Origin of the sequence: Chromobacterium sp. LK11 (assembly GCF_001043705.1) — a bacterium.
Taxonomy (GTDB): Bacteria; Pseudomonadota; Gammaproteobacteria; order Burkholderiales; family Chromobacteriaceae; genus Chromobacterium; species Chromobacterium alkanivorans.
On sequence record NZ_LDUR01000047.1, the window covers coordinates 17,724 to 41,796 of the forward strand.

Annotated in this window: 21 protein-coding genes; 14 read left to right on the forward strand and 7 right to left on the reverse strand. The window is 64.6% G+C overall.

The window, feature by feature from the left end; all coding sequences use genetic code 11:
- Nucleotides 1-85 precede the first annotated feature (85 nt).
- From tssH to VK98_RS21740, 8 genes are all read left to right on the forward strand, one after another.
- Entirely contained in the window at nucleotides 86-2,707 is a 2,622-nt protein-coding gene (tssH, locus tag VK98_RS21705; protein ID WP_048416038.1) for a type VI secretion system ATPase TssH, read from the forward strand.
- A gap of 193 nt (nucleotides 2,708-2,900) precedes the next feature.
- Nucleotides 2,901-3,758 carry a flagellar motor stator protein MotA gene (gene motA / locus VK98_RS21710; RefSeq protein ID WP_039755446.1) on the forward strand — a complete coding sequence of 286 codons (858 nt, stop codon included), beginning with the start codon at nucleotides 2,901-2,903 and terminating at the stop codon, nucleotides 3,756-3,758.
- 15 nt (nucleotides 3,759-3,773) lie between these two features.
- Nucleotides 3,774-4,703: a flagellar motor protein MotB gene (gene motB, locus VK98_RS21715; RefSeq protein ID WP_048416013.1), complete on the forward strand. Its 930-nt coding sequence runs from the start codon at nucleotides 3,774-3,776 to the stop codon at nucleotides 4,701-4,703.
- 22 nt (nucleotides 4,704-4,725) lie between these two features.
- Nucleotides 4,726-5,466 carry a class I SAM-dependent methyltransferase gene (locus VK98_RS21720; protein WP_048416039.1) on the forward strand — a complete coding sequence of 247 codons (741 nt, stop codon included), beginning with the start codon at nucleotides 4,726-4,728 and terminating at the stop codon, nucleotides 5,464-5,466.
- Complete coding sequence (locus tag VK98_RS21725; RefSeq protein WP_048416014.1) at nucleotides 5,453-6,778, forward strand: HDOD domain-containing protein; 1,326 nt, start codon at nucleotides 5,453-5,455, stop codon at nucleotides 6,776-6,778. The genes VK98_RS21720 and VK98_RS21725 overlap by 14 nt, the downstream gene beginning before the upstream one ends.
- Before the next feature lie 5 nt (nucleotides 6,779-6,783).
- Nucleotides 6,784-7,584, forward strand: coding sequence for an RNA methyltransferase (locus tag VK98_RS21730; protein ID WP_048416015.1), 801 nt, complete (start codon nucleotides 6,784-6,786; stop codon nucleotides 7,582-7,584).
- Nucleotides 7,585-7,620: 36 nt separating this feature from the next.
- Nucleotides 7,621-8,181 carry a DUF2867 domain-containing protein gene (locus tag VK98_RS21735; protein ID WP_048416016.1) on the forward strand — a complete coding sequence of 187 codons (561 nt, stop codon included), beginning with the start codon at nucleotides 7,621-7,623 and terminating at the stop codon, nucleotides 8,179-8,181.
- A 110-nt stretch (nucleotides 8,182-8,291) separates the two neighbouring features.
- Nucleotides 8,292-9,113: a rhomboid family intramembrane serine protease gene (locus tag VK98_RS21740; RefSeq protein WP_053077542.1), complete on the forward strand. Its 822-nt coding sequence runs from the start codon at nucleotides 8,292-8,294 to the stop codon at nucleotides 9,111-9,113.
- Nucleotides 9,114-9,125: 12 nt separating this feature from the next.
- Here VK98_RS21740 and VK98_RS21745 read toward each other — a convergent pair whose 3' ends face one another.
- The 7 genes from VK98_RS21745 to trkA all read right to left on the reverse strand — a co-directional run bounded on the left by VK98_RS21745 (nucleotide 9,126) and on the right by trkA (nucleotide 17,707).
- A complete protein-coding gene (locus VK98_RS21745) occupies nucleotides 9,126-10,244 on the reverse strand; it encodes a 2-methylaconitate cis-trans isomerase PrpF family protein (RefSeq protein ID WP_048416017.1) in 1,119 nt (372 codons plus the stop codon).
- Between the two features lies 1 nt (nucleotide 10,245).
- Nucleotides 10,246-11,469 carry a multifunctional CCA addition/repair protein gene (locus VK98_RS21750; RefSeq protein ID WP_048416018.1) on the reverse strand — a complete coding sequence of 408 codons (1,224 nt, stop codon included), beginning with the start codon at nucleotides 11,467-11,469 and terminating at the stop codon, nucleotides 10,246-10,248.
- A 15-nt stretch (nucleotides 11,470-11,484) separates the two neighbouring features.
- Entirely contained in the window at nucleotides 11,485-12,432 is a 948-nt protein-coding gene (locus tag VK98_RS21755; RefSeq protein WP_048416019.1) for a complex I NDUFA9 subunit family protein, read from the reverse strand.
- Nucleotides 12,433-12,503: 71 nt separating this feature from the next.
- A complete protein-coding gene (locus VK98_RS21760; RefSeq protein WP_231589348.1) occupies nucleotides 12,504-14,399 on the reverse strand; it encodes a lytic transglycosylase domain-containing protein in 1,896 nt (631 codons plus the stop codon).
- A gap of 81 nt (nucleotides 14,400-14,480) precedes the next feature.
- Complete coding sequence (locus VK98_RS21765) at nucleotides 14,481-15,935, reverse strand: TrkH family potassium uptake protein (RefSeq protein ID WP_197083137.1); 1,455 nt, start codon at nucleotides 15,933-15,935, stop codon at nucleotides 14,481-14,483.
- 3 nt (nucleotides 15,936-15,938) lie between these two features.
- A complete protein-coding gene (locus tag VK98_RS21770; RefSeq protein ID WP_156188017.1) occupies nucleotides 15,939-16,331 on the reverse strand; it encodes a VOC family protein in 393 nt (130 codons plus the stop codon).
- Nucleotides 16,332-16,333: 2 nt separating this feature from the next.
- Nucleotides 16,334-17,707, reverse strand: coding sequence for a Trk system potassium transporter TrkA (gene trkA / locus VK98_RS21775; RefSeq protein ID WP_048416042.1), 1,374 nt, complete (start codon nucleotides 17,705-17,707; stop codon nucleotides 16,334-16,336).
- A gap of 184 nt (nucleotides 17,708-17,891) precedes the next feature.
- On the opposite strand from trkA, the gene VK98_RS21780 reads away from it, so the two are divergent.
- From VK98_RS21780 to VK98_RS21805, 6 genes are all read left to right on the forward strand, one after another.
- Entirely contained in the window at nucleotides 17,892-18,623 is a 732-nt protein-coding gene (locus VK98_RS21780; RefSeq protein WP_048416022.1) for a glutathione peroxidase, read from the forward strand.
- Nucleotides 18,624-18,771: 148 nt separating this feature from the next.
- Entirely contained in the window at nucleotides 18,772-20,166 is a 1,395-nt protein-coding gene (locus tag VK98_RS21785; RefSeq protein ID WP_048416023.1) for a dihydrolipoyl dehydrogenase, read from the forward strand.
- Nucleotides 20,167-20,691: 525 nt separating this feature from the next.
- On the forward strand, nucleotides 20,692-21,423 hold the full coding sequence (locus VK98_RS23525; protein ID WP_082159179.1) for a DUF1120 domain-containing protein: 732 nt from the start codon (nucleotides 20,692-20,694) through the stop codon (nucleotides 21,421-21,423).
- Between the two features lie 327 nt (nucleotides 21,424-21,750).
- A complete protein-coding gene (locus VK98_RS23025; protein WP_156188015.1) occupies nucleotides 21,751-22,482 on the forward strand; it encodes a DUF1120 domain-containing protein in 732 nt (243 codons plus the stop codon).
- A gap of 158 nt (nucleotides 22,483-22,640) precedes the next feature.
- Nucleotides 22,641-23,369, forward strand: coding sequence for a fimbria/pilus chaperone family protein (locus VK98_RS21800; RefSeq protein WP_197083138.1), 729 nt, complete (start codon nucleotides 22,641-22,643; stop codon nucleotides 23,367-23,369).
- 46 nt (nucleotides 23,370-23,415) lie between these two features.
- A complete protein-coding gene (locus tag VK98_RS21805) occupies nucleotides 23,416-24,063 on the forward strand; it encodes a DUF1120 domain-containing protein (protein WP_197083139.1) in 648 nt (215 codons plus the stop codon).
- The last annotated feature ends 10 nt before the right edge of the window (nucleotides 24,064-24,073 follow it).

Consider the following 24,073-nt stretch of genomic DNA (forward strand, 5'->3'; position numbering starts at 1 on the left):
TCGCGGTTGCCGGCGGATATCCAGAGGGCGTTTAGCGATGCCGGCCATTCTGGCCGGCATGCGTTTTGTTTGGGAAAAGGCGGAAATGACTCTCGATTCTGTTCATTTGTTGCGGAGGCTGAACGAGCACTGCGCTCGGGCGCTGGAGGCCGCCGCCGGGCTTTGCCAGGCGCGCACGCATGCGGAAATCACGGTTGAGCACTGGCTGGTGAAGCTGCTGGAGCAGGGCGACGGCGACTTGGCCGCCTTGCTGCGGCACTACGAGATCGACGTGGATGACATCTGGCAAGGCTTGCTGGCCGCGCTGGAGCGCCTGCCGCGGGACAGGCGCGGCAAGCCGGGCTTGTCGCGAGGGCTGCAGGAATTGCTGCAGGCTGCCTGGCTGATCGCTTCGCTGGATTTCGGCGGCCAGCAGATTCGCTCCGCTCATCTGTTCCTGGCCTTGCTGGCTGCGCCTGAACGCCTGTCCTGCCGGCAGGCCTGGCCATTGTTCAGCTTGTCCGCCGCGCAGGTGCGCGCGCGCTGGACCTGGCTGGAACGGGTGTCGGCGGAGTCGGAGACGCTTGAGCTTGCGGAGGGGACGGAGCTTGTCCTGCCGGCGGCCGGCAAGGAGGCGCCCGCGGCTGCGGATGCCTTGCCGGAGGTGTTGAGCCGCTTCGCCGGGGATCTGACCGCCAAGGCGCGCCAGGGTTTGATCGACCCGGTGCTGGGGCGCGACAAGGAAGTGCGCCAGATGGTGGACATCCTGTTGCGCAGGCGCAAGAACAACCCGATTCTGGTGGGCGAGCCGGGGGTGGGCAAGACGGCTCTGGTCGAGGGACTGGCTTTGCGCATCGCGGCAGGAGAAGTGCCGGAAGCCTTGCGCCGAGTGCGATTGTTGGCGCTGGACCTGGGTTTGCTGCAAGCGGGCGCCGGGGTCAAGGGCGAGTTCGAGCAGCGGCTGAAGCAGGTGATCGAGGCGGCGCGCACGGCGCCGGAGCCGATCTTGCTGTTCATCGACGAGGCGCATGTGCTGGTGGGCGCCGGCAACGCCGCCGGAGGCAGCGACGCGGCCAATCTGTTGAAACCGGCGCTGGCGCGCGGAGAGTTGCGGACGATAGCCGCCACCACCTGGTCCGAGTACAAGCGGTATTTCGAGCAGGACGCGGCGTTGGAACGACGTTTCCAGATGGTGAAGGTGGAGGAGCCGGACGATGCCGCCGCCTGTCTGATGCTGCGCGGTTTGAAACCGCGCTATGCCGAGCATCACGGGGTGGCGATCCGCGACGAGGCGATCACGGCGGCGGTGAGCTTGTCGCGGCGTTATCTGGCCGGCCGGCAGTTGCCGGACAAGGCGGTGGATTTGATCGACACCGCGGCGGCTCGGGCGAGGATGAGCCTGGAGGGCGCCGCCGCGGAACTGCAGGGCGCGCAGGGGCGGGTGTTGGCGCTGGACAGCGAGAGGGAGGCCTTGCGGCTGGATGCGGGTTTGGGCGCCGGCGGTGCGCAGCTGGAGGCGCGCCTGCAGGCGATAGACGCGGAGCTGGCTGCGGCGCGGCTTGAGAACGAGGCCTTGCAGCAGCGTTACCAGCAGGAGCGGCAGGGCGCGGAGTGGTTGCGCCAGTTGTGCCGGGAGTTGGCCGGGCAGCCGGGCGGCGCGGAGCGGCTGACGCAGGCGCGGGCCGAGCTGGCGGCGCTGCAGGGGGAGCGCCGCTTGGCCGCCGCCGATGTGGACGCCGCCCTGGTGGCGGAGGTGATTGCAGACTGGACCGGCGTGCCGGTGGGCAAGCTGCTGGCCGACGACGCGGCCAATCTGCTGGGCTTGGCGCCGGCTCTGCGGGAGCGGGTGCGCGGCCAGGAGGCCGCGGTGGCTGAGATTGCCCAGTCCCTGCTGGCCGCCAAGTCCGGTCTGGAGCCCAGCCGCGGGCCGCTGGGGGTGTTCTTGCTGGTTGGGCCGTCCGGCGTGGGCAAGACCGAGACCGGGTTGGCGCTGGCCGATTTATTGTTTGGCGGCGAGCAGGCGCTGCTGACCATCAACCTGTCCGAATATCAGGAGGCGCATACGGTCTCGCAGTTGAAAGGCTCTCCGCCGGGTTATGTCGGCTACGGCCAGGGCGGGGTCTTGACCGAGGCGGTGCGGCGGCGGCCGTATAGCGTGATTCTGCTGGACGAGGTGGAAAAGGCGCACCGCGATGTGCTGAACCTGTTTTACCAGGCGTTCGACCGCGGTTTCATGCGGGACGGCGAAGGACGCGAGATCGATTTCCGAAATACGCTGTTCCTGATGACGTCGAATCTGGGCAGCGAGTTGCTGCTGGAGCAGGAGGGGGAGCCGGAGCGAGAGACGTGGCTGGAGGCTTTGCGCCCCCTGCTGCTGGCCCATTTCCAGGCGCCGCTGCTGGCGCGGATGCAGGTGGTGCCGTACGGATTGTTGTCCGAGACCGCTTTGGCGGAGATCGCGCAGCTGAAGCTGGCGGCGCTGGCCGCGCATCTGAAGGCGTCGCAAGGCATTGCGCTGGAGGCGGGGGCGGAGGTCGCGCAGGGGATGGCCGGCGCCTGCGGCCGGCGCGACAACGGCGCGCGCGGCCTGGATCACCTGATCCGGCAGCAGTTGTTGCCGGAGATGGCGGCGCAGTGCTTGCAATGGCGGCTGGAGCGAGGACGCATGCCCTTGCGGATCGAGCTGGCGGCGGGAGAGGGAGGACAGCTGGAAATGTCGATGTCGTAAATGGTTTCTAAGCCTTGCCGGCACTTGGATTCGTCATTTTTCAGCGCTAGTGAATATCACCTTCCATGTTTTTTGCAGCTGGGAAAGCGGGTTGATACAATTCAATCCGCTTTTTCTATTATGAATAGAATAAAAGTCGTGCTGTAATGGAAATCGCAGCGATCCGAAAAATCACAAAGACAGGACTTGACGCATGTTCGTCGGAATCGGGTACCTCATAATTCTTGGCTCCGTGCTGGGGGGATTCGTCGCTGCGGGGGGCCATCTCGCCGCGTTGATGCAGCCGCTGGAGGTGGTGATGATCGCGGGCGCCGCGCTCGGCGCTTTCGTGGTGGCCAACGGCGGCGCGCCGCTGAAGGCGACGATGAAGGCCTTCCCCACCGTGTTCAAGGGCACGCCTTACGGCAAGGCCTTCTACATGGAGCTGTTCTCGCTGCTGTTCGAGATTCTGACCAAGGTGCGCAAGGAAGGCCTGATGTCCATCGAGGCCGATGTCGAGAATCCGGAAGCCAGTCCTGTCTTTTCCAAATACACCACCGTTTTGCACGACCACCACGTGGTGGAATTCATCTGCGATTACCTGCGCCTGATGGTGGGCGGCAACCTCAACGCTTTCGAAATCGAGAACCTGATGGACGTGGAGATCGAAACCCACCATCACGAGGGCGAGGTGCCGGTCAACGCGGTGAAGGGTCTGGCCGACGGTCTGCCGGCCTTTGGTATCGTGGCGGCGGTGATGGGGGTGGTGCACACTATGGAGTCGGTGGGCGCGCCGCCGTCCGAGCTGGGCATGCTGATCGCCCACGCGCTGGTGGGCACCTTCCTCGGTATCTTGCTGGCTTACGGCTTCGTCGGCCCGCTGGCCACCATTCTGGAGCACAAGCTGGGCGACGGCACCCGGGTGTACCAGACCATCAAGGTCACCATTCTGGCCAGCCTCAACGGCTACGCGCCGCAAGTGGCGGTGGAGTTCGGCCGCAAAGTCTTGGCTTCGCATGATCGTCCGTCCTTCAAGGAACTGGAAGATCATGTGAAACAGGCGAAGAAATAAGCGGGGGGAGCGATCATGGCTGACGAATCGCAACGGCCCATTATCGTCAAACGCATCAAGAAGGGCGGCCACGGCCACCACGGCGGCGCCTGGAAGATCGCCTACGCCGACTTCGTGACCGCGATGATGGCCTTCTTCCTGCTGATGTGGCTGTTGGGCTCGGCCTCGCAGGGCACGCTCAACGGCATCGCCGAATACTTCAAGACGCCGCTGAAGGTGGCGCTCTCCGGCGGCGCCGGCGCCGGCGACGCCACTTCGGTGATCAAGGGCGGCGGCAACGATTTGACCAAGCAGACCGGCCAGGTCAACAAGTCAGGCTCGCCGCAGGACGAGATCATGCGCAAGCAGCAGGAAAAGGCGGCGATGGAGCAGTTGCAGAACAAGATCCAGAGCACGGTGGATCACAGCGAGCTGCTCAAGGAGTACAAGAATCAGCTCAAGTTGGAGATTACCCCGGACGGATTGAAAATCCAGATCGTGGACGAGCAGAACCGCTCGATGTTCGACTCCGGCAGTTCGCGCATGCTGCCGCATACCCGCGTGCTGTTGCAGCAGCTGGCGAAAGAGCTGAACATGATGCCCAACAAGATCAGCATCTCCGGCCATACCGACGCCAAGCCGTTCGGCAGCGGCCAGGGCGGCTACAGCAACTGGGAACTGTCCGCGGACCGCGCCAACGCGGCGCGGCGCGAGCTGGTGGCCGGCGGCCTGCAGGACAACAAGGTGCTGCGCGTGGTGGGCCTGTCCTCGGCCAATCCGCTGGTCAAGACCAATGTGTTCAGCCCGGAAAACCGGCGCATCGCCATCGTGGTGCTGAACAAGGAGGCGGAGAGCAATATCCTCAACGACGGCTACAAGCCGCAGATGAATCAGGACGTGATCGGCGGGCCCGCGGAGAGCGGGGCGGAGCCGGCCGCCGAGCCGGCGGAAGCGCCGGCCAAGTAATGCCGATGCGAGCGTTGTCTTGTTGAGCCGCTTGCGACACCTGGGCCTGCAGCTGCTGGCGGCGCTGGCGGCGATGTATTTCGTCGCGCCCGCGGTCCAGCCTCTGGGCTGGGCGATCCTGCAGGGCCTGTGCGCGGCGGCCTTGGCCATTTTCATGCGCCTGCCGGGCTGGCAGCGTTTGCTGCACGGGCTGTTCGTGCCGGCGCTGGCCTTGATGCAGCAGGCGGCCCTGCCGTCCTGGGTGTATTTGCTGGGGCTGGCGCTGACGGTCGCGCTGGGCCGCAACGCCGTGCTGGAGCGCGTGCCCTTGTATCGTTCTTCCGCCCAGGCGGCGGAGCGGCTGGCCGAGCGCTTGCCGGGCCGGTCCGCCTTGCTGGAGGCCGGTTGCGGCGACGGCAGGCTGGCGGTGTGGCTGTGCCGGCTGCGGCCGGATCTCAGGGTGAGGGCGCTGGAAAGCGCCTGGGGCAGCTGGCTGTTGGCGCGCGCGCGCTGGTGGCTGGCGCGGCGGCCGCGGCGGCTGGAGTTCGCCTGCCGCAGTTTTTGGAGGGAGCCGTGGGGAGAGTACGATGCGGTGTACGTGTTTCTGTCCCCGGAGCCTATGGCGCGCGTCTGGCGCAAGTTCCTGGCCGAAGGCCGTCCCGGCAGCCTGCTGGTCAGCAACACCTTCGCCGTCCCCGATGTCGAACCCGATGAACGCATCCCGCTGGGAGGTGCTTTGCAAACCGAACTACTGATCTGGCGCCACCCACATGGAGCTTGCTAACTGGATCAAGTCCATCGCCGAACGGCGTTGGCCGATTCTGCCCAATACGCTGGGCGAGCTGAAGGACATCTGCGCTCGCCACAGCGATCTGATCAATTTCACCGACCTCGCCAATCTCTGTCTGTCCGACCCCTTCCTGCTGCTGGACCTGGTCCGGGTGGTGGGCGGTTCGCGCGCCTTGCAGCGCAATGAGAGCATTCCCTCGGTGGAGCAGACGCTGCTGCTGATGGGGCTGGAGGCGGTGACCAATCGTTTTGGCCGCGTCGCCGCGCTGGAGGCGGTGCCGGACAAGCTGGACGAGGAGGTGCTGGAGGCGGTGGAGGACTGGCTGGGCCGCTCCCGGGTGGCGGCCTTGCTGATCAAGGAGTGGCTGTCCCTGCAGGGCGATCACAAGGTGGAGGACTGCTTCGTGGCCGCCTTGCTGTACAATCTGCCCGCCTGCCTGTTCATGATGCAGCGCAATCAGCTGCCGGACCGCCCGCTGCTGCAGGAAATGTCCAACGCCTTCGATTGCGATTACGCCCAGGTGCTGGAGCAATTCATCAAGCTGATGCCCTTGCCGACCGGGCTGAACGCCCTGCTGGGGCCGGGCAGCCCGACCAAGCGCCGCCAGTTGCTGCGCCTGGCGATGGCCACCGCCAACTCTCTGGAGCAAGGCACTTGGCGCAGCACCTGGCTGGTGGGCGTGGAGGCCGCGGCCAAGCTGATAGGCTGCGCGCCGCATCTGGCGCATCAGGCGGTGGTGCACGCGGCGCTGTCGGTGGCGCGCCATCCCAGGGCGGTGGGCTATATGTATCCGGTGCGCAGCCTGTTGATGCTGGAAGGCGAGTACAAGCGACCGAGTTTGCAGAAAACCGCCGCCTTGAGCGACGCCGAGCAGATGGAGAAGGCGATACGCGAATCCATCCGCCATCTGGCCAACGATCTCAAGTTCGAGCGGGTGCTGTATTACCGCTACGATCAGGACGCGCACGCGCTGAAGCTGCGTTATCAGCTGGGCCTGGGCGACAGCCACCCGCTGCGCAAGCTGCCCCTGGGGCTGGAGCCGGGGTCTTTCTTCGCGGTGTTGACCAGCAAGCCGCAAAGCTTCCACGCGCCGGCCTCGGTGCGCCAGCAGCTGGAGCGGCGCTACGAGGATCTGTTTTTCGAGCATGTCGGGGACAATGAGTTCGCCCTGATCACCCTGTTTGTCGGACATACGCTGTCCGGCGTGTTCTATGTCGACAACGGCCATAGCGGCCAGGCGATCGACGAGGACAGTTATCACCGATTCAAGGATTTAGTGGCGCGCCTGACCCTGCTGCCGCAATAGGACACATGTCGTACCTCAGCAAAACCATCACCTCCGCCCATAACGACGAAATCAAGCAATTGGCGCGCCTGGCGCAGAGCCCGCGCGAACGCCGCAAGCAACAGGCGATGTTGCTGGAGGGCATTCATCTGACCGAGTCCTGCCTGGACGCCGGCATCGTGCCCGAGAGGGTGTATCTGAACGAAGCGGCGGAATCGCATCCCGAGGTGAGGGCCTTGCTGCGGCGTCTGAGCGCGCCGACGGTCGTGATCGCGGTGCCGGAAGCCGTGCTGGCCAAGGCCACCGCGCTGGCCAGCGCCGGGGAGCTGCTGGCCTTGTGCCCGCGGCCGCAGCCGCGACCCAGCCCGGCGGGCGCGTCGCGGGTGATGCTGGAGGATATCCAGGATCCGGGCAATCTGGGCACCATTCTGCGTTGCGCGGCGGCGGCGGGGGTCTACGATGTGATGCTGTCCAAGGGCTGCGTCGACGTGTATTCGCCCAAGGTGCTGCGCGCCGGCATGGGCGCGCACTTCGCGCTCAACATCCACGAACAGGCCGATCTGTGCGCCGAGCTGGCGCGTTACGACGGTCGCAAGCTGGTCACGCATCTGGAGGGCTCCACCTCGCTGTACGCGCAGGACTTGCGCGGTCCGGTGGCCTTCGTGTTCGGCAACGAAGGCGCAGGCGTCAGCGCGGAGGCGCTGGCGCTGGCCGATGCGCGGGTGAGGATTCCGATGCCGGGTCACGCCGAATCGCTGAACGTGGCGATGGCGGCGACCGTGTGTTTGTTCGAGCGGGTGCGGCAGCTGGAGACGGCGGCCGGCTGAGCCGCCGCGCCCGCCGCCCAAAACGGAGAAGGATGAATGGAGCGCTTTGCGCTGGCGGAACGCATTCTGCCGAGTTATCAGTATGTCGAGACTCACGCCCGGATCTTGCCGGCGGCGTCGGGCTCGGTATTGGACGCGGTGCAGCGCGTCGCGCCGGCGGACGACCGCTGGGCGCGGCGCTTCATGGCCTTGCGCGAGCTGCCCGGCCGTTTGAGCGGCGCCTTGCCCGAAAACCGTCCGCCGTTCGGCATGCACAGCTTCACGCCGCTGGCGCGCGACGGCGAGAGCGAGATGGTCCTGGGCCTGGCTGGCGCGTTCTGGCGCGCGGATTTCGGTTTGCGCGAAATCGGCGGCCTCGAGGATTTCATCGCTTTGAATGAGCCGGGCGTGGCCCGCTTATTGCTGAGCTTCCATTGCGAAGCCGTCGCCGGGGGCGTCCGCCTGTCTACCCAGACCCGAGTGCACTGTCCCGACGCGGCCACCCGTTTGCGTTTCGCGCCGTATTGGTATCTGATCCGGCCGGTCAGCGGCCTGATCCGCCGGCGCATGCTGCGCCAGGTGGAGCGGGAGTTGTTGCGCGGCGCGGCAATGGCTTGAGTCTTCGCGCATGAATATTGAGTAGCGGTTGGTTTTTATTTTGGAGAATCTGTTTTATCATGCGTCGGTGATATTCAAACGGCAAATTGAAAGACAGGAAACCAGAACATATGAATGAAGCCGCGCTCGATACCTCCTCAACCCGCTTCGGCGGCGTTTCTGCCTTGCTACGGCAACAATGGGCCACGATAGGTCTGTTGCTGGCCAATCTGATCGTTTACGTCTGGATGGGGGCCTCTGGCGTCTCCTGGACCGAGCCCGACCCCGAACAATTGGTGAGCTGGGGCGCCAACCTGGCGCCGTTCACTCTGGGCGGCGACAGCTGGCGTTTGTTCAGCAGCATGTTCGTGCACGGCGGCGCCATGCATTTGCTGCTCAATATGTATATGTTGCTGCTGATCGGCCCCCTGGCGCAAAAGCGCTTCGGCGGCGTCGGCTTCCTGGCGATCTATCTCGCCACCGGCCTGGTTGCGGGCCTGGTCAGCGCCTGGTGGTACGGCACGCATCCGGTGACCAATCTGTTTATGCAGAGCAGCATCCGGCTGGTGGCCAGCGTGGGCGCGTCCGGCGCCTTGATGGGGCTGGCCGGGGCGCTGTGCGTGGCCGGCCTCAGCGACGCCGACATGGGCGGTTCGCAGGGCAAGGCCCTGGCGCAAGTGGTGCTGTTGAACCTGGGCATGGGCTTCATGGTGTCCGGCGTGGACCAGGCTTGCCATGTCGGCGGCCTGCTGGCCGGTCTGCCGCTGGGCGCGCTGGGCTGGTCGGAGCGCTTGAAGCGGCGTCCGCTGCAGCGTTCCCTGCTGTTCGTCGCGCTGGCGGGCGCGGCGGTCCTGGGCGCGCATCAGGCGAGCCAGACGCTGGGTTCCGAAGACTTGAGCGAGCTGGCGGCGCAACTGCGTCAACAGCAGGTCGCGACGCCCGCCCAGCCTTGACGCGGCGGCCCGCTAGTCCAGCGGGATGTAGACCTCGCCGCGCATCAGCGGCCTGGCGGTGCGGGTCATCACCACTTCGCTGATGATCCAGCCGTATTCGTCCGAGTGGCCCAGCACCGCTTCCACGGTCTGCTTGCCGCTGGCGTGGCTGAAGGTCAGCGGCATGCCGCGCACCGGCGCGCCGGCCACTTGTTGCGGCAGCGTGCCTTCGGTGGCGCAGGCGCAGGCCAGCGCGATGGCGCCGGTGCCGGTGAAGGCGTGGTGCAGCGAGCGGCCCGAGGTCAGGATGCGGGCGTTGATCTGGCAATCCTCGTCCCGGCTTTCCGACAGCAGGCTGATCCGCGGCGTGCCCGGGCGTTCGCGCCGGGCGGCGAAGATGTCGGGCGCCAGGCCCATGACCACGGCGGCGATTTCCCGCGCCCATTCCAGCCTATGGCGCGCGGCCTCCGGCAGGGCCGCCATTTCCTCGTCGCCCTTGAGTCCGAAATCCCGGGCGCGCACAAACACCGTGGGGTTGCCGGCGTCAACCAGCGTGGCTTCCACCCGGCTGCCGTCCGGCAGCGCCAGCTCGTCCACCAGCTTGCCGGTGGGGTAGAGCTCGCCGGAGCTGCCGCCGGCCGGGTCCAGGAAGCGCAGCCGGATCGGCGCGCCGGGGAAGGCGACGCCGTCGATGCGGTAGTCGCCCTGCCAGACCGGCTGGCCGTGCATGATCTCCAGTTCGGCGACGATGCGCTTGCCGACGTTGGCCTGCCAGATGCCGATGGCGGCCACGCCGTCGCGCGGCTCCACCAGTTTTTCCATCACCGCGAACAGCGGCACCGCGGCGCTGAGGTTGCCGCAGTTGCCGGACCAGTCTATCAGCGCGTCTTCTATCGACACATGGCCGAACAGGCAATCGACGTCGCAGTCCTCGCGCCGCGACGGGCTGAGTATCATCACCTTGCTGGTGCTGGCCCGGCCGGTGCCCAGGCCGTCTATCTGCTTGCCGTAAGGGTCCGGGCTGCCGATGGCGCGCAGCAGCATGCGCTCCCAGGCGGAGGTGTCCTCCGGCAGCGCGTCGGCGCGGATGAACAGACCCTTGCTGGTGCCGCCGCGCATCAGCGTGGACGGCAGGCGATGGATCGAGGCCATGTCAGTGCGTCTCCAGTTGCTCCTTGCGGACGGCGATGGCGCGGGTCCGGGCGCGGTCTATCGCTTCCGGCAGGGTGCGCTTGTCTTCCCACTGGCTGGCGATGCCGCCGGCGTCCACCGCCAGCGCCGCGTCCAGCAGCGCGGACAGGTAGTCCGCCTGCGGATAGGGCCGGTCGTGGAAGCCCAGGCGCCCGCGCGCGTCCGCGCGGCAGGCGTCCAGCATCAGCAAGAAGCGCTCCGGCCGCCGCAAGGCGTCGGTTTGCTTGAACAATCGCAATATTGTGCTCGGCTTCAATTCGAAAGCACAGTGTACTTTGGTATGGCTCAACAGCGTGATGCGCGCCAGGTCGCGGCAATCGGCCGGCACGCGCAGCCGCTGGCACAGCGCCAGCAGCGGCGCCTCGCCGGCGGCTTCGTGGCCGATGTGGCGCGGCAGCACCTCCGCCGGCGTCAGCGCCTTGCCCAGGTCGTGGGTCAGCGCGGCGAAGCGCGCCGCCAGCGGCAGGCCTTGCTCGGCGGCGCAGTCCAGCACCCGCATCACGTGGTCGCCGGTGTCGATTTCCGGATGATGATCGGCGCGCTGCGGCACGCCGAACAGCGCGTCCAGCTCCGGCAGCACGCGGGCGAGGGCGCCGCAGGCGCGCAGCGCCAGGAACATGCGCGACGGCCGCTCTTCCATCAGGCCCTTGGCCAATTCCTGCCACACCCGCTCCGCCACCAGCGCGTCGGCTTCGCCGGCTTCCACCATCTGCCGCATCAGCGCCATGGTGTCGTCGGCCACGGCGAAGCCGAAACGGGCGGCGAAGCGCGCCAGCCGCAGAATGCGCACCGGATCTTCGGCGAAGGCGGGGCTGACGTGGCGCAGAACGCCGGCCTCGAGGTCGCGCTGGCCGTGGTAGGGATCGATCAGGCTGCCGTCAGCCGCCTCGGCGATGGCGTTGATGGTCAGGTCGCGCCGCGCCAGATCCTGTTCCAGCGTCACGTCCGGCGCCGCGTAGACGGCGAAGCCGTGGTAGCCCTTGCCGGTTTTGCGCTCGGTGCGCGCCAGCGCGTATTCCTCGTGGGTGTCCGGGTGCAGGAACACCGGAAAATCCTTGCCCACCGGCTTGTAACCCAGCGCCAGCATGTCTTGCGGGCTGGCGCCCACCACCACCCAGTCGCGGTCTTTCACCGGCTGCTTCAGCAGGCGGTCGCGCACGGCGCCGCCGACGATATAGCATTGCATCTATCCGTTTCCCGTTCAGCGCGCAATCTGGCGGCGGTAGGCGGACATCTGCAGATTGAATTCGTCGCTGCCCAGCAAGCCCGGCGCCAAGGCCTCCAGCGCCGTGGGGCTGAAGCCCAGCAGCGCGGCGGGGAAGGGCCGCTCGCTGACATTGTCCACGCTCAGCGAGCGCACATTGTCGCGGCTGATCAGCGCCGGGCCGGGCAGGCATTCCATCAGCGCGGCCTGCAGCATGGCCAGGCCTTGCGGCAACGCGATCACCGGCCGCGGTTTGCCTATGCTGCGGCCCACCAGGCTCACCAGCTCGGCCAGGGTGTAGACGCCTGGGCCGGCCAGGTCCAGGCTTTGGCCGATGGCGGCGCGGCGCGCCAGGCTGGCCTCCACCGCGCGGGCCACGTCGTCGGCCCAGATCGGCGCGAAGCGCGTTTGCGCGCCGGCCAGCGGCAGCAGCGGCGCCTTGCGCAGCAGGCCGGCGAACATATTAAGGAAGCTGTCGCCGTGGCCGAACACCACCGACGGCCGCAGTATGGTCCATTCCAGGCCGCTCTCGCGCACGCGCGCCTCGGCGCGGCCCTTGCTTTGCTGGTACAGACTGGGGCCGTTCTCATCTGCGCCCAGCGCGCTGATGTGGATCAGCCGGCGCACGCCCCGGCTTTGGCAGGCCGCGATCACTTTTTCGCTCAATTGCACGTGGGCCTTGTCGAACTGCGCGGCGCTGCCGTGCAGGATGCCCACCATATTGACCACCGCGTCGTGGCCGGAAATCAATTGTTCCAGCGCTGCCGGGCTGTGGATGTCCGTTTCCACCAGCTGCGCGCCGGGCAGAACCAGCAGCGAGGCCTTGGCGCGTTCGCGCCGGCGGGTGGCGATGGTCAGCTGGCAGCCTTGTTCGGTCAGCCGTTCCGCGATGTAGCTGCCGATGAAGCCGCTGCCGCCGATGACGCAGATGCGTTGATAGGTCATGAGTGCGGTCCCTTTCTTATGGTGCTTGTGGGAGGGGGCTTGGTCCGCCGCCGGGAGGACCAAGCGGAGGTTCAACGCGCCGGCACCACGCCCATCCGGTTCTTCAAGGAGATGTTGGCGTGGCCGAAGGTGCTGGAGTAATAAGCGGCGTTGGCCATCACTTTCTGCACGTAGTCGCGGGTTTCGGTGAAGGGAATGGTTTCGGCGTAGATGGTGCCGTCCAGCGTGCGGTCCGCCTGCCAGGCGCGCGCGCGGCCCGGGCCGGCGTTGTAGGCGGCGGTGGCCATCACTTCGTTGCTGGACAGGCTGTCCAGCACATAGCGCAGATACCAGGTGCCCAGCTGCACATTGGTTTCGATGTCGTTGACGGCGAACTGGCCCAGGCCGATTTTCTTGGCCACCCATTTTGCGGTGGCCGGCATCAGCTGCATCAGGCCGGAGGCGCCGACGCCGGAGCGCGCCATGGTGATGAAGCGGCTTTCCTGGCGGATCAGGCCGTAGACCCAGGCGTCGTCGATGTCCAGCTGCTTGGCGTAGCGCTGGGTGACGTCGCGGTAGGGCGTCAGATAGCGCAGCGAGTAATCGTGCTCTTCCTTGGTGCGCTCGGCGCTGTAAATGGCCATGTCGTAGAAGCTGGCGCGGCGGCCCACTTCGGCGGCGGCCAGCAGTTCGATGTCGCTGCGGTTGCGCATCGCCCAGCGCCATTCGCGCTGCGCGTCGGCGCGGAACTCGGGCTTGACGTGGCGTTCGGCCAGTTCCAGCAGCGCCAGCGCGCGCTTGATCGCCGGTTCCTCGCTCATCTGCTTGATGTCGTCTTTGCCGGGGCCGCTCTTGCTGGCCGGGGTGGACAGGCTGTTGCCCAGTTCTTCCAGCGACAGCAGCGCGTAGTAGTTGTGGCCGACGCTGGCCTGGCTGAACAGCGGCGCGGCCTCGTTCTGGCGGCCCAGCTGTTGCAGCGAGCGGCCGCGCCAGTAACGCCAGGCCGGTTTGGCGCCGACGCTGGCCGGCATGGAGCGGATGATTTTCTCCAGCTGCGTCCATTGCTCCAGGCGCAGCGCCGAGCGCGCCCACCATTCCCATTGTTCGGCGGTCAGTTGGTCGGCGTCGGCCTTGTCGAACCATTGCAGCGCCTGCGCCGCCTGCTGCTTGCGCGCGGACAGCAGCGCCAGCTGGCCCCAGGCGAAGCCGGCGCGTTCCTTGCTCAAGCTGGTTTCGTGTTCAAGGAGTTTGCCCAGGCCGTTGCTGATATTGGCCTTGCCCTTGATCACGATGTCGTAGACCGCGGCTTCCTGGCCGCCGGGGGTGGACAGGTCGGCGCTGGCCGGCTTGCTGAGCGCGGCGTTGTCCAGCGGCAGGCCGGTGTTGGACGCCAGCTGGCGCGCCTGGCTCAGATAGTTGCCGGCGAGCAGCAGGCGGGCGCGCTGCCACAGCCAGTCGCGCTTCACGACGCCGCGGCGCGCGGCTTCGGCGATCAGGCGGTTGCAGCCTTCCGGCAGCGGCCGGCTCTCCAGGAAGCGGTCCAGATCGGCGGGCACCTTGCCCTGGTTCAGATCGTTGAGCTGGCCGTAGCAGCTGGATTCTTCGTCGCGGCCTTCCGGCGGCAGCTTTTTCCATTCCGCGGCGAAGCGGCTCCAGCTTTCGCGCGCCGCCAGTTTTTTCAGCCATTCGTTGCGGACGCGCTCCGGCATCAGGCCTTCGTCCACGCGCGCCAGAAAGTTTTGGGCCGGGCCGTCGTCGTCGCCGTCCAGCGCCTTGAGCGCCAGCCAGTAGGCCGGGTAGTCCTTCAGCGGGTAGTTGGACGGCATGCCGTTCGCCAGGCTGGCCAGTTGCCCCAGCTTGTTGCCGCGGAAGGCGTCGCGGGCGGCGATCAGTTCGTCGTCGGCGCCGGCGAAGGCGGGCAGAGCGGCCGTCAGCGCCAGGCTGAGGGCGAGCATGCGGCTTGGGGCGGTGAATGTCATAGGGTTCATGATCCGGTTTCGTCTTTTATTGTCCGGCGCTGGGCGCCGCTTTGGTTCAGACCCGCGCGCGGCGGGTAAATTCTTCGCGTCCTATTTGCGCCAGAAGGCCGGCGTGAACAGGATCAGCAGGGTAAACACTTCCAGCCGGCCCAATAGCATGGCCAGGCTGCAAATCCATATCTGGAAGTCGGACAGCGACGCGTAGTTCGACGCCGGTCCGACCACGCCGAGTCCGGGCCCGGCGTTGTTGATCGAGGCGATCACCGCGGTGAAGGCGCTGAGAAAGTCCAGGCCGCTGGCGATCAGCGCGAAGCTTAATATCACTATGCACATGCAGTAGACAAATATGAAGCCCATTACCGACAGCATGACGCTTTCCGGCACTACTTTGCCGCCGATTTTCACCGGCCGCACCGCCGCCGGGTGCAGCAGCCGCGTCATCTCGTTGACGCTCTGCTTGCTCAGCATCAGGGTGCGCACCATCTTGATGCCGCCGCCGGTGGAGCCGGAGCAGGCGGTGATGCTGGACAGGAACAGCATCCACAATGGCACGAAGATGGGCCAGCGCGCGTAGTCCACGCTGGCGAAGCCGCTGTCGGTGGCGATGGAGATCAGGTTGAAGCTGACGTGGCGCAGCGCGGTGGGGAAGTCGTAGACATGGTGAGCCCACAGATAGGCGCTCATCGCCAGAATGCTGCCCAGCAGCAGCCACAGCATGGCCTTGGCTTCCGGATCGCGCAGGTAGGCGCGCAGCGAGCGCTGGCGCAGCGCCAGGAAGTGGGTGGCGAAATTCATCGCGCCTACGATCATGCCGAAGCTCAGAATCAGCTCCACCGGCAGCGAGTTGAAGGCGCCCACGCTGCTGTCGCGGGTGGAAAAGCCGCCCAGCGACAGCGCGGCGAAGGCGTGGCACACCGCGTCCAGCCAGCTCAGGCCGGCGGCTTTCAGCGCCAGCGCCACCGCCAGCGTCCAGCCGCTGTAGACCAGCCACAGGTTCTTGGCGGTTTCGGTGATGCGCGGCGCCAGCTTGCTGTCCTTCATCGGCCCCGGTGTTTCCGCCTTGTACAGCTGCATGCCGCCGATGCCGAGGATGGGCAGTATCGCCACCGCCAGCACGATGATGCCCATGCCGCCCATCCAGTTGAGGAAGTGGCGCCAGAAGTTGAGCGAGGCAGGCAGCGCGTCCAGGCCGCTGATCACGGTGGAGCCGGTGGTGGTGAGGCCGGACATCGCCTCGAAGAAGGCGTGGCTGAACGGCATGTCCGGCCGCGCCAGCATGAAGGGGAAGGACGCGGTGATGGCGAAGCCCACCCACAGCGTGGTCACCAGGATGAAGCCGTCGCGCGGTTTCAGCTCCCGCTGGTAGCGGCGGGTGGCGGACCACAGCGCGAGGCCGATGGTCAGGCCGGCCACGGCGGCGGTGACGAAGGTGTCCAGCGCGCCGTCGCGGTAGAGGATGGACACCAGGGCCGGCGCGAGAAAGGTGCAGGAGAACAGCATGATCAGCTTGGACAGCACGTAGAGGATGGCGAGGATTTTGCGCATGTCTCAGTCCCGCGGCTGGTAAAACTCTAGCGGCAAGCCGTCCGGGTCGGCGCAGAAGAAAAAGCGCGCGCCGGTGTATTCGTCCACGCGGACCTCCTCCAGCGCCACGCCTTCGGCCAGCAGGTGTTGACGGCAGGCGGCGAGGTCGGCGCAGGCGAAGGCCAGGTGGCGCAGGCCGCAGGCTTCCGGCCGCGTGGGGCGCGGCGGCGGCGACGGAAAGCTGAACAATTCCAGCTGGCCGCCGCCCGGCGTGGCCAGGTCCAGCTTCCAGGACTGGCGTTCGGCGCGCCAGTGCTCGGCCAGTATCGGCAGGCCGAGGATGCGGTGGTAGAAGTCGCGCGAGCGGGCGTAGTCGGAGGCGATGATCGCCACATGGTGCAGGCCGGTCAGATGCATGGTCACAGAAAGCCCAGTTTGACCTGAATGAGTTTTTCCACCTGGCGGATCACCCGGCGGCGGGACAGGAAGATGATCAGGTGATCGCCGTTCTCCACCGTCAGATCGTGATGCGCCATCAGCACCTGTTCGCCGCGGATGGCCGCCACGATGTGGCTGCCGTGAGGCATGTCGATCTGCTCGATGCGGCGGCCGGTCAGCCGCGATTGCTGCGCGTCGCCGTGAATCACCACTTCCATCGCCTCGGACGCGCCGCGGCGCAGCGGATGCACCGCCTCCACGTCGCCCTGGCGGATATGGGCCAGGATGGAGCCTATGGTGGACAGGTGCGGCGAAATCACGATGTCGATGCGGTGGCCTTCCAGCAGGTCCACGTAGCTGGTGCGGTTGACCAGCGCCACCACCCGCCGCGCGCCCATGCGCTTGGCCAGCAGCGTGGACATGATGTTGTCCTCGTCGTCGTTGGTCAGCGCGCAGAACACGTCCATCTCGTCCACGTTCTCGGCGTCCAGCAGCTCTTCGTCGGTGGCCTCGCCGCGCAGCACCAGCGCATGCTCCAGCCGCTCCGCCAGCCACTGCGCGCGTTCCGGCCGCGCCTCAATCACCTTGACGCTGAAATCCTTCTCCAGCAGCTTGGCCAGCCGGTAGCCGATATTGCCGCCGCCGGCGATCATGATGCGCCGCATGGGGCGCTCGCTGAAGCGCAGCTCCTTGAGCATGGCCTGCACGTGTTCGCGCGCGGCGACGAAGAAGACCTCGTCGCCTTCCTCCAGCACGGTGTCGCCGTCCGGCACCAGGAGCTTGTCCCGGCGGTGGACGGCGCAGACGCGGCAGTCCGCGTCCGGCATGTGTTCGCGGATATTGCGCAGCGGCATGCCCAGCAGCTGGCCGCCGGAATGGGCGCGCGACACCACCAGCTGCAGCTTGCCGTCGGCGAAGTCCAGCACTTGCAGCGCGCCGGGGTAGGCGAACAGCTGGTAGATGTGGTCGGTGACGATCTGTTCCGGGCAGATCGCGGACTCGATGCCGAAATGGGCGAGCGGGTCGCCGTGTTCGGACGCCAGGTAGTCGCTGGAGCGGATGCGGGCGATGCGGGTGGGGATGTTGAAACAGGCTTCGGCCATCTTGCAGGCCACCAGATTGGTTTCGTCGTCTCGGGTCAGCGCCAGCACCATGTCGCTGTCCGCCGCGCCGGCCTCGGCCAGCACCTGCGGGTGGGCGGCGTTGCCGGCCACGGTGCGGATGTCCAGCCGGTCCTGCAGCTGTTTGAGCCGCTCGGCGTTCTGATCCACCACCGTGATGTCGTTGTTTTCCGAAAGCAGGTTCTCCGCCACATTGGCGCCGACCTGTCCGCCGCCGAGAATCAGAATCTTCACCGCACTGGCCTGGTTGTTGGTTTGTTTATGCAATTTTAACGGTTACTGCGGCCGCTTGCTTGGCGATTAAAAAAGCAAATCAGCAGCCTTGCCACAATCAATTAGACGAATTTGCTATCAGCTATCAGAATGCATCCATCGATTTATTAAACCTGTCAGCCAATCCAAACCAAGGAGTCTCGCCATGTTGCAAAACCGTGAAGGCCAACGCGTACCGAATGTCACTTTCCGTGTTCGTGACAACAACGAGTGGAAAGATGTCAGCACCGCCGAACTGTTCGACGGCAAAACCGTAGCCCTGTTCTCGCTGCCGGGCGCGTTCACCCCCACATGCTCGTCCACCCATCTGCCGCGCTTCAACGAACTGGCGCCGGCCTTCTTCGCCAACGGCGTGGACGCCATCCTGTGCGTGTCGGTCAACGACACCTTCGTGATGAACGAATGGGCCAAGGACCAGGAAGCGCAGAACCTGGTGATGATCCCGGACGGCAACGGCGACTTCACCGCCGGCATGGGCATGCTGGTGGACAAGCAGGACCTGGGCTTCGGCAAGCGCAGCTGGCGCTATTCCATGCTGGTGAAAGACGGCGTGGTGGACAAGATGTTCGTCGAGCCGCAAGAGCCGGGCGATCCGTTCAAAGTGTCCGACGCCGACACCCTGCTGGACTACATCAACCCCGGCGCCAAGAAGCCGGACCAAGTGGTGGTGTTCTCCAAGACGGGCTGCCCGCATTGCGCGCGCGCCAAGGCGGTGTTGAGCGAAAACGGCTACGACTTCGTTGAAGTGCCGCTGGACAACAAGGTGCGCGGCAAGGTGCTGGGCGCCGTGGCCGGCAAGATGACCGCGCCGCAAGTGTTCATCAACGGCGAGCTGATCGGCTCCGCCGACGAAGTGGAAAAGTACTTCTCCAAGTAAGCCTGAACCGTGTTCGTCCCCGGTGGCTCGGGCCCTGATGCCACCGGAGTTGTTGCGGGCCGGATGCTCCGTCCGGCCCTTTTTTTACCGGGATACGAGACGGCATGCTCAGCGTGCCGTGCCGTATCCCGATACCGAAAGGAATGAGATGCACACCTTGAACATCGATGTCGCCGTGATCGGCGCCGGCACCGCCGGCCTCGCAGCCTACCGCGCCGCCAAGGCGCGCGGCGCCAGCGCCGTGGTGATTGAAGGCGGCCCTTACGGCACCACCTGCGCCCGCGTCGGCTGCATGCCGTCCAAGTTGCTGATCGCCGCCGCCGAAGCCGCGCACGCGCTGCGCCACAGCGCGCCTTTCGGCGTGCACATGGACGGCGAGGTGCGCATCGACGGTCGCGAGGTGATGGACCGGGTCAAGCGCGAGCGCGACCGTTTCGTCGGCTTCGTGCTCAAGGGCGTGGAAGGCATTCCGCCGCAAGACCGGTTGCGCGGCTACGCTCGCTTCATCGACAACACCACCTTGCAGGTGGACGAACACACGCTGGTGCAGGCGCGCCGCGTGGTGATCGCCACCGGTTCTTCGCCGCTGATCCCGCCGCCGTTCCAGGTGTTTGGCGACAAATTGATCATCAACGACGATGTGTTCGACTGGGACACGCTGCCGGAAAGCGTGGCGGTGTTCGGCCCCGGCGTCATCGGCCTGGAACTGGGCCAGGCGCTGTCCCGCCTGGGCGTCAAGGTGCGCGTGTTCGGTCGCGGCGGCGGCGTCGGCCCGCTGTCCGATCCGGCGGTGCGCGACTACGCCAGCCAGGCCTTGGGCCGGGAGTTCTACCTGGATCCGGACGCCAAAGTGCTGGAAATGGGCCTGGCCGACGGCAAGCCGCAAATCCGCTACTTGAATCTGGACGGCGAGGAGGTCTGCGAGCGTTTCGATTACGTGCTGGCCGCCACCGGCCGCGCGCCGAATGTGCGCGGTCTGGCGCTGGAAAACGCCGGCCTGGAGCTGGATGCGGGCGGGGTGCCCAAGTTCGATCCGCGGACGTTGCAATGCGGGAACTCGCCGGTCTTCATCGCCGGCGACGCCAACAACATCCTGCCGCTGCTGCATGAGGCCGCCGACGAAGGCAAGACCGCCGGCGACAACGCCGCGCTGTATCCGGCGGTGGGGTCGGGTTTGCGCCGCTCCAGCATCGCCGTGGTGTTTTCCGACCCGCAGATGATGATGGTGGGCAGCCGCTACGCCGATTTGCCGGCGGGCGAGTTCGCGGTGGGCGAAGTCAGCTTCGAGGACCAGGGCCGCAGCCGGGTGATGGGCGTCAATCAAGGCCTGCTGCATGTTTACGCCGATCGTATCAGCGGCCGCTTCCTGGGCGCTGAAATGATAGGCCCGCGCGCCGAGAACCTGGCCCACTTGCTGGCCTGGAGTCATCAGCAAGGCCTGACGATCGCCCAGATGCTGGAGATGCCGTTCTACCACCCGGTGATAGAAGAGGGCTTGCGCACCGCGCTGCGCGACGCCGCCGCCAAGCTGGCGCAAGACTGAAGCCGCGCCTAACCGTAACCGGCCGACCCCCGCCCGCTGATGACCATGGTCATCGCGGGCGTTTTTCATGTCCGAAAGGCAAGGAGCCTCCTCTCCTTTTTATCCAGCCGCGGCATAGGTGCGGACGGTTGGTTCACGAAAAAATTCTTCCCCGCATTTGGCCAGGCCTGATTCCATTGTGCTTTATGGATTTCCGTTTTCAAAAGCGCGGGACTATCTGCTTGCGTTGCGCGACGATAGAAAATTCTCCATGAATTTCAAATGCTTTTCTCCGGTGGGGGCGCCGCCGCATGCCTTGCCCTTGTTGTTGGCATAAATAATATGGTTGGGGTGACGTGAGTTTGGATCAGGAGATATTTAATTGTCTTAGGATAAATCCTATGGCACAGCTTATGGCTCGGAATGCAATATGGCCGCGCTCAGTGTCAATGGAGGGCATGGTCGTCGCTATAGTTGCTTTTGCGGTGAGTTGTGTTCTAGGACGTATGATTTCGCTGGAGATGATTTTTTCTTAAAGGGGAACTTATGAAGAAAAGAAGTCTGATTTTGCTGCTAGGTAGTGCTTTCATCGGAGTGCCATCTTTGGCGGCGGCCAATAGCGTCGACTTGTTGATTGCCGGCAGATTGATTCCCATGGCGTGTACTCCGACGTTGAGTGGTGGGGCCGTAATTGATTATGGGGATATTCCAGTTGCAAGCCTTCATCCTAAAGAGGCATACACTTTGGAGGACCGTAATGTAAACCTGACCATAGCTTGTCAGGAAGATACCGCATTAGGCATTCGGATCACTGATGCACGTGCTGATACCAAGCCTTTGTTGAATAGAGAAATTCCCAGGCCGAGCCAACATTCCGACTCGAATCTGGCGGTTGCAAGAACAGACAGGCAGACAATGGGTCTTGGCCTGGATGCCGCTTCAGGCAAGCTGGGTGTTTGGTGGATGCATGTTGATAGGGAAAATTTGAAGGCAAGCAATAGCGAGTCTGAAATAGTGAGCGAGGCCAAGTTGTTGTACTCCACCAATAATGGCAAGAGCTGGAGCAGGACGACAACCTCCCCGCTTGACCCGCATTATGGTGGGGCCGATTCAACGACCTTTGCCATCAAGAGCATTGCGGCGACCAGTCCTGCCGTGGCGGTTTTGCATGAGTTTCCTTTGGTCGTTGGAGGCGCGATCAATGCCCGGGGCAGCTTGACTGTGAAGGACGACACCAGACTGAATGGCAAAGGGGTGTTTACAATTTACTACCAATGAAACGAGGATGGAGTTGGATGTGAGTGACAGGGAGATGTTGTGGAGTGGCCGGCGACTATTGAGTTCGCCGGTTTTTATTTTGCAAATAATTAAAATATTCAGTAATTAATGATTGAGCAGCTTGAAGGGAGTGGTTTTGAGAAATTTTAGGGTAAATATCTGTATGGCTTAGGATAAATCCTATTGTGTGGGTCAGTGCGAACGATGCAATATTGATCTGCCCACTAATGGAAGTAAAAGTTGCCAGCGCTTAGATTTTTTGTTGGAGGCAAAGGCTTTCAAAGGGGGGCTTGGGTTGTGAGTTCTAATTTATTTGGAGAGTTATCCGTGAATAAGCAAAAAATGATTTTGGTGTTGGCAGCTGTTTTTGCTGGAACAGCGCAATGGGCGGCAGCAAACAGCGCAGACTTGCTGATTACCGGGAGGTTGATTCCACCGGCATGTACGCCGACATTGAGCGGCGGCGCGGTAATTGATTATGGAGACATCCCGGTATCCAATCTAAGCGCCAGTGCCGCGCATACGCTGGAAGACCGTGATGTCAGTTTGACGGTGACTTGTGAGGAAGATACCGCGCTGGGAATTCGCATCACCGATGCCCGCGCGGAGAGCAAGCCTTTGCTGGGCAGTGAAATTCCACAGCCGGTCAAGCATTCTCAATCCAACCTTGCCGTGGCCACTGCAAACACCCAGACCATGGGCTTGGGGAATGATGCGGCTGCGGGCAAGCTCGGCGTATGGTGGATGACGGTTGATAGGGCCAATCTGAGAGCGACCAATAGTTTGTCCGAAGAGGTCAGCGAGCCCCGCCTGTTGTACTCCGATAATAGTGGCATTAGTTGGGGAGAAACCACCACGTCTCCTCTGAACCCGCATTTCGCCGGGGCCGGAGTGGGGGCTTTCGCCATCAAGGGCAAGGGCGTGAATACTCCCGCTGTGGCAACCGTACATACTTTCCCGATGGTTGTGGGCGCCGCATTGAATACCAAGGGGCGTTTGAACGTGAAGGACGACACTACGCTGGATGGAGTAGGTACTTTCACTATTTACTATCAGTAAGTTAATTAATCGACTTAGGGGGCGGTCGCCCGCCCCCAACGTTGATCAACATGGGCCGGCGCGCAGCGTGCCGGCTTTCTAATGCAGGCATGCTGGATCCCGCCTGTCGTCACGGCATGGCTGGATTGCGATTGGTTTTTGACGAGAGAGAGTTCCAGATGAAGAAGGCCTTGAATATGTTGGCCGCCGAGAACGTCGGCAGGGCGCTGGGTGCCCTGCTATTAGCCTTGCTGCCCTTGATGGCTTGGTCCGCCGGCGTGGTGCCGGAAACCTCCTTGGTGGTGGTGGAAGAGGGCGACGGAGAGGGTGTGATCAACGTCAAGAATACCGACGGTCATGCCAGCCTGATGTATGTCCGCCTGGAAAACCTGCCGGAAGACCCAGAGGCGCTGCTGCTGGCTTCGCCGCCCATTTCCAGGGTGGAGGGTGGGGAAAAGCAACTGGTGCGCTTTTTATTGAAATCGCCGCGTCCGCTGCAGACTGAGCGGCTGATGCGGGCTTCTTTCGAGGGCATTCCCGCGGTAACCGCAGAGAAAGGGCATCGCATCCAGATGACCTTTAATCAGAACTTGCCGGTGCTGATTCGTCCCAAGGGCCTGCCGCGTGAAAGAGAACCATGGACCAAGTTGCAATGGGGCCTGGCGGAGAACGGCAAGGTGGAAGTGAAGAACGACAGCCCTTATGTAGTGCGCCTGTCCACGCACAAGGTGGAGTTGCAGCCCGGCAAACAAGCGCTGGAGCTGCCCAAGGCCTATATCCTGCCCGGCGAGCGTCTGCAGCTGGCGTCGGCAAACCAGACGCTGCCGTTGGATGCCACTCACGTCAAGTTATGGCCGGCAACCAGTTACGGCTATGCGGTGGACTCATTCACTGCGTCCTTGAACTGAACGATAAAGTCTGGTCATGAACATTAGCCAAGCGATTGCCGCAGCGATGCGTGTTGTCATGCTGGCCTGGCTGCCGTGCGCGCCGGCCCTGGCGGCGAGCGCGCCGTTCGCGTTGACGGCCGAAGTGGTGCCGCCCAGCTGCACGCCCAGTTTTTCCAACAACGGCGTGGTCGACTACGGCGTCATCGCCTGGTCCACGCTGAATCAGGGCGCGACGCTACTGAGCGAGCGCGAGCTCAGCCTGCGGGTGCAGTGCGATCAGCCGGCTCTGGTGGGTTTGAGTATACGGGACAACCGCCGCGACAGCCGAGCGGACATCGCCGTCATGGGGGCGGTCCGGGCGTCGGCGTCCTTGCTGCCGACGGAGGCGGAACAGACTCTGGGTCTGGGCCGGGATGGCCGCAAGCAAGCGCTGGGCTATTGGTGGTTGACTCCGGTTGAGGCCCGAGCAGACGAGCGCACGGCGGCGCTGATGCGCAGCGACGTCAGGCAAGAAGGGTGGCTGCAAGCCGACGCCGCGCCGTTGGACCTGCGCTACGGCTACGCGTTGGGAACGCACAAGGCGTTGCAGCCTGCCAGCACCCATGTGCTCACTCTGCGTGTCGGCGCCGCGCTCAGGGGGCGGCAAGCGCTCAGCGCGCGCGAGCTCGTTCAGCTGGATGGCCACGCGACGGTCACGGTCTTCTATCCCTGATTTCCCTATT

What these genes read in the sequence shown, in the direction of transcription:
- VK98_RS21765 (WP_197083137.1), bottom strand. Translation starts at nt 15,935, where the DNA reads ATGCGCAAAATCCTCGCCATCCTCTACGTGCTGTCCAAGCTGATCATG.
- VK98_RS21785 (WP_048416023.1), top strand. Translation starts at nt 18,772, where the DNA reads ATGCACACCTTGAACATCGATGTCGCCGTGATCGGCGCCGGCACCGCC.
- VK98_RS21735 (WP_048416016.1), top strand. Translation starts at nt 7,621, where the DNA reads ATGGAGCGCTTTGCGCTGGCGGAACGCATTCTGCCGAGTTATCAGTAT.
- motB (WP_048416013.1), top strand. Translation starts at nt 3,774, where the DNA reads ATGGCTGACGAATCGCAACGGCCCATTATCGTCAAACGCATCAAGAAG.
- VK98_RS21725 (WP_048416014.1), top strand. Translation starts at nt 5,453, where the DNA reads ATGGAGCTTGCTAACTGGATCAAGTCCATCGCCGAACGGCGTTGGCCG.
- tssH (WP_048416038.1), top strand. Translation starts at nt 86, where the DNA reads ATGACTCTCGATTCTGTTCATTTGTTGCGGAGGCTGAACGAGCACTGC.
- VK98_RS21780 (WP_048416022.1), top strand. Translation starts at nt 17,892, where the DNA reads ATGTTGCAAAACCGTGAAGGCCAACGCGTACCGAATGTCACTTTCCGT.
- VK98_RS21750 (WP_048416018.1), bottom strand. Translation starts at nt 11,469, where the DNA reads ATGCAATGCTATATCGTCGGCGGCGCCGTGCGCGACCGCCTGCTGAAG.
- VK98_RS21805 (WP_197083139.1), top strand. Translation starts at nt 23,416, where the DNA reads ATGCGTGTTGTCATGCTGGCCTGGCTGCCGTGCGCGCCGGCCCTGGCG.
- VK98_RS21740 (WP_053077542.1), top strand. Translation starts at nt 8,292, where the DNA reads ATGAATGAAGCCGCGCTCGATACCTCCTCAACCCGCTTCGGCGGCGTT.
- VK98_RS21755 (WP_048416019.1), bottom strand. Translation starts at nt 12,432, where the DNA reads ATGACCTATCAACGCATCTGCGTCATCGGCGGCAGCGGCTTCATCGGC.
- VK98_RS21730 (WP_048416015.1), top strand. Translation starts at nt 6,784, where the DNA reads ATGTCGTACCTCAGCAAAACCATCACCTCCGCCCATAACGACGAAATC.
- VK98_RS21800 (WP_197083138.1), top strand. Translation starts at nt 22,641, where the DNA reads ATGAAGAAGGCCTTGAATATGTTGGCCGCCGAGAACGTCGGCAGGGCG.
- VK98_RS21770 (WP_156188017.1), bottom strand. Translation starts at nt 16,331, where the DNA reads ATGCATCTGACCGGCCTGCACCATGTGGCGATCATCGCCTCCGACTAC.
- VK98_RS23525 (WP_082159179.1), top strand. Translation starts at nt 20,692, where the DNA reads ATGAAGAAAAGAAGTCTGATTTTGCTGCTAGGTAGTGCTTTCATCGGA.
- VK98_RS21745 (WP_048416017.1), bottom strand. Translation starts at nt 10,244, where the DNA reads ATGGCCTCGATCCATCGCCTGCCGTCCACGCTGATGCGCGGCGGCACC.
- VK98_RS21760 (WP_231589348.1), bottom strand. Translation starts at nt 14,399, where the DNA reads ATGAACCCTATGACATTCACCGCCCCAAGCCGCATGCTCGCCCTCAGC.
- motA (WP_039755446.1), top strand. Translation starts at nt 2,901, where the DNA reads ATGTTCGTCGGAATCGGGTACCTCATAATTCTTGGCTCCGTGCTGGGG.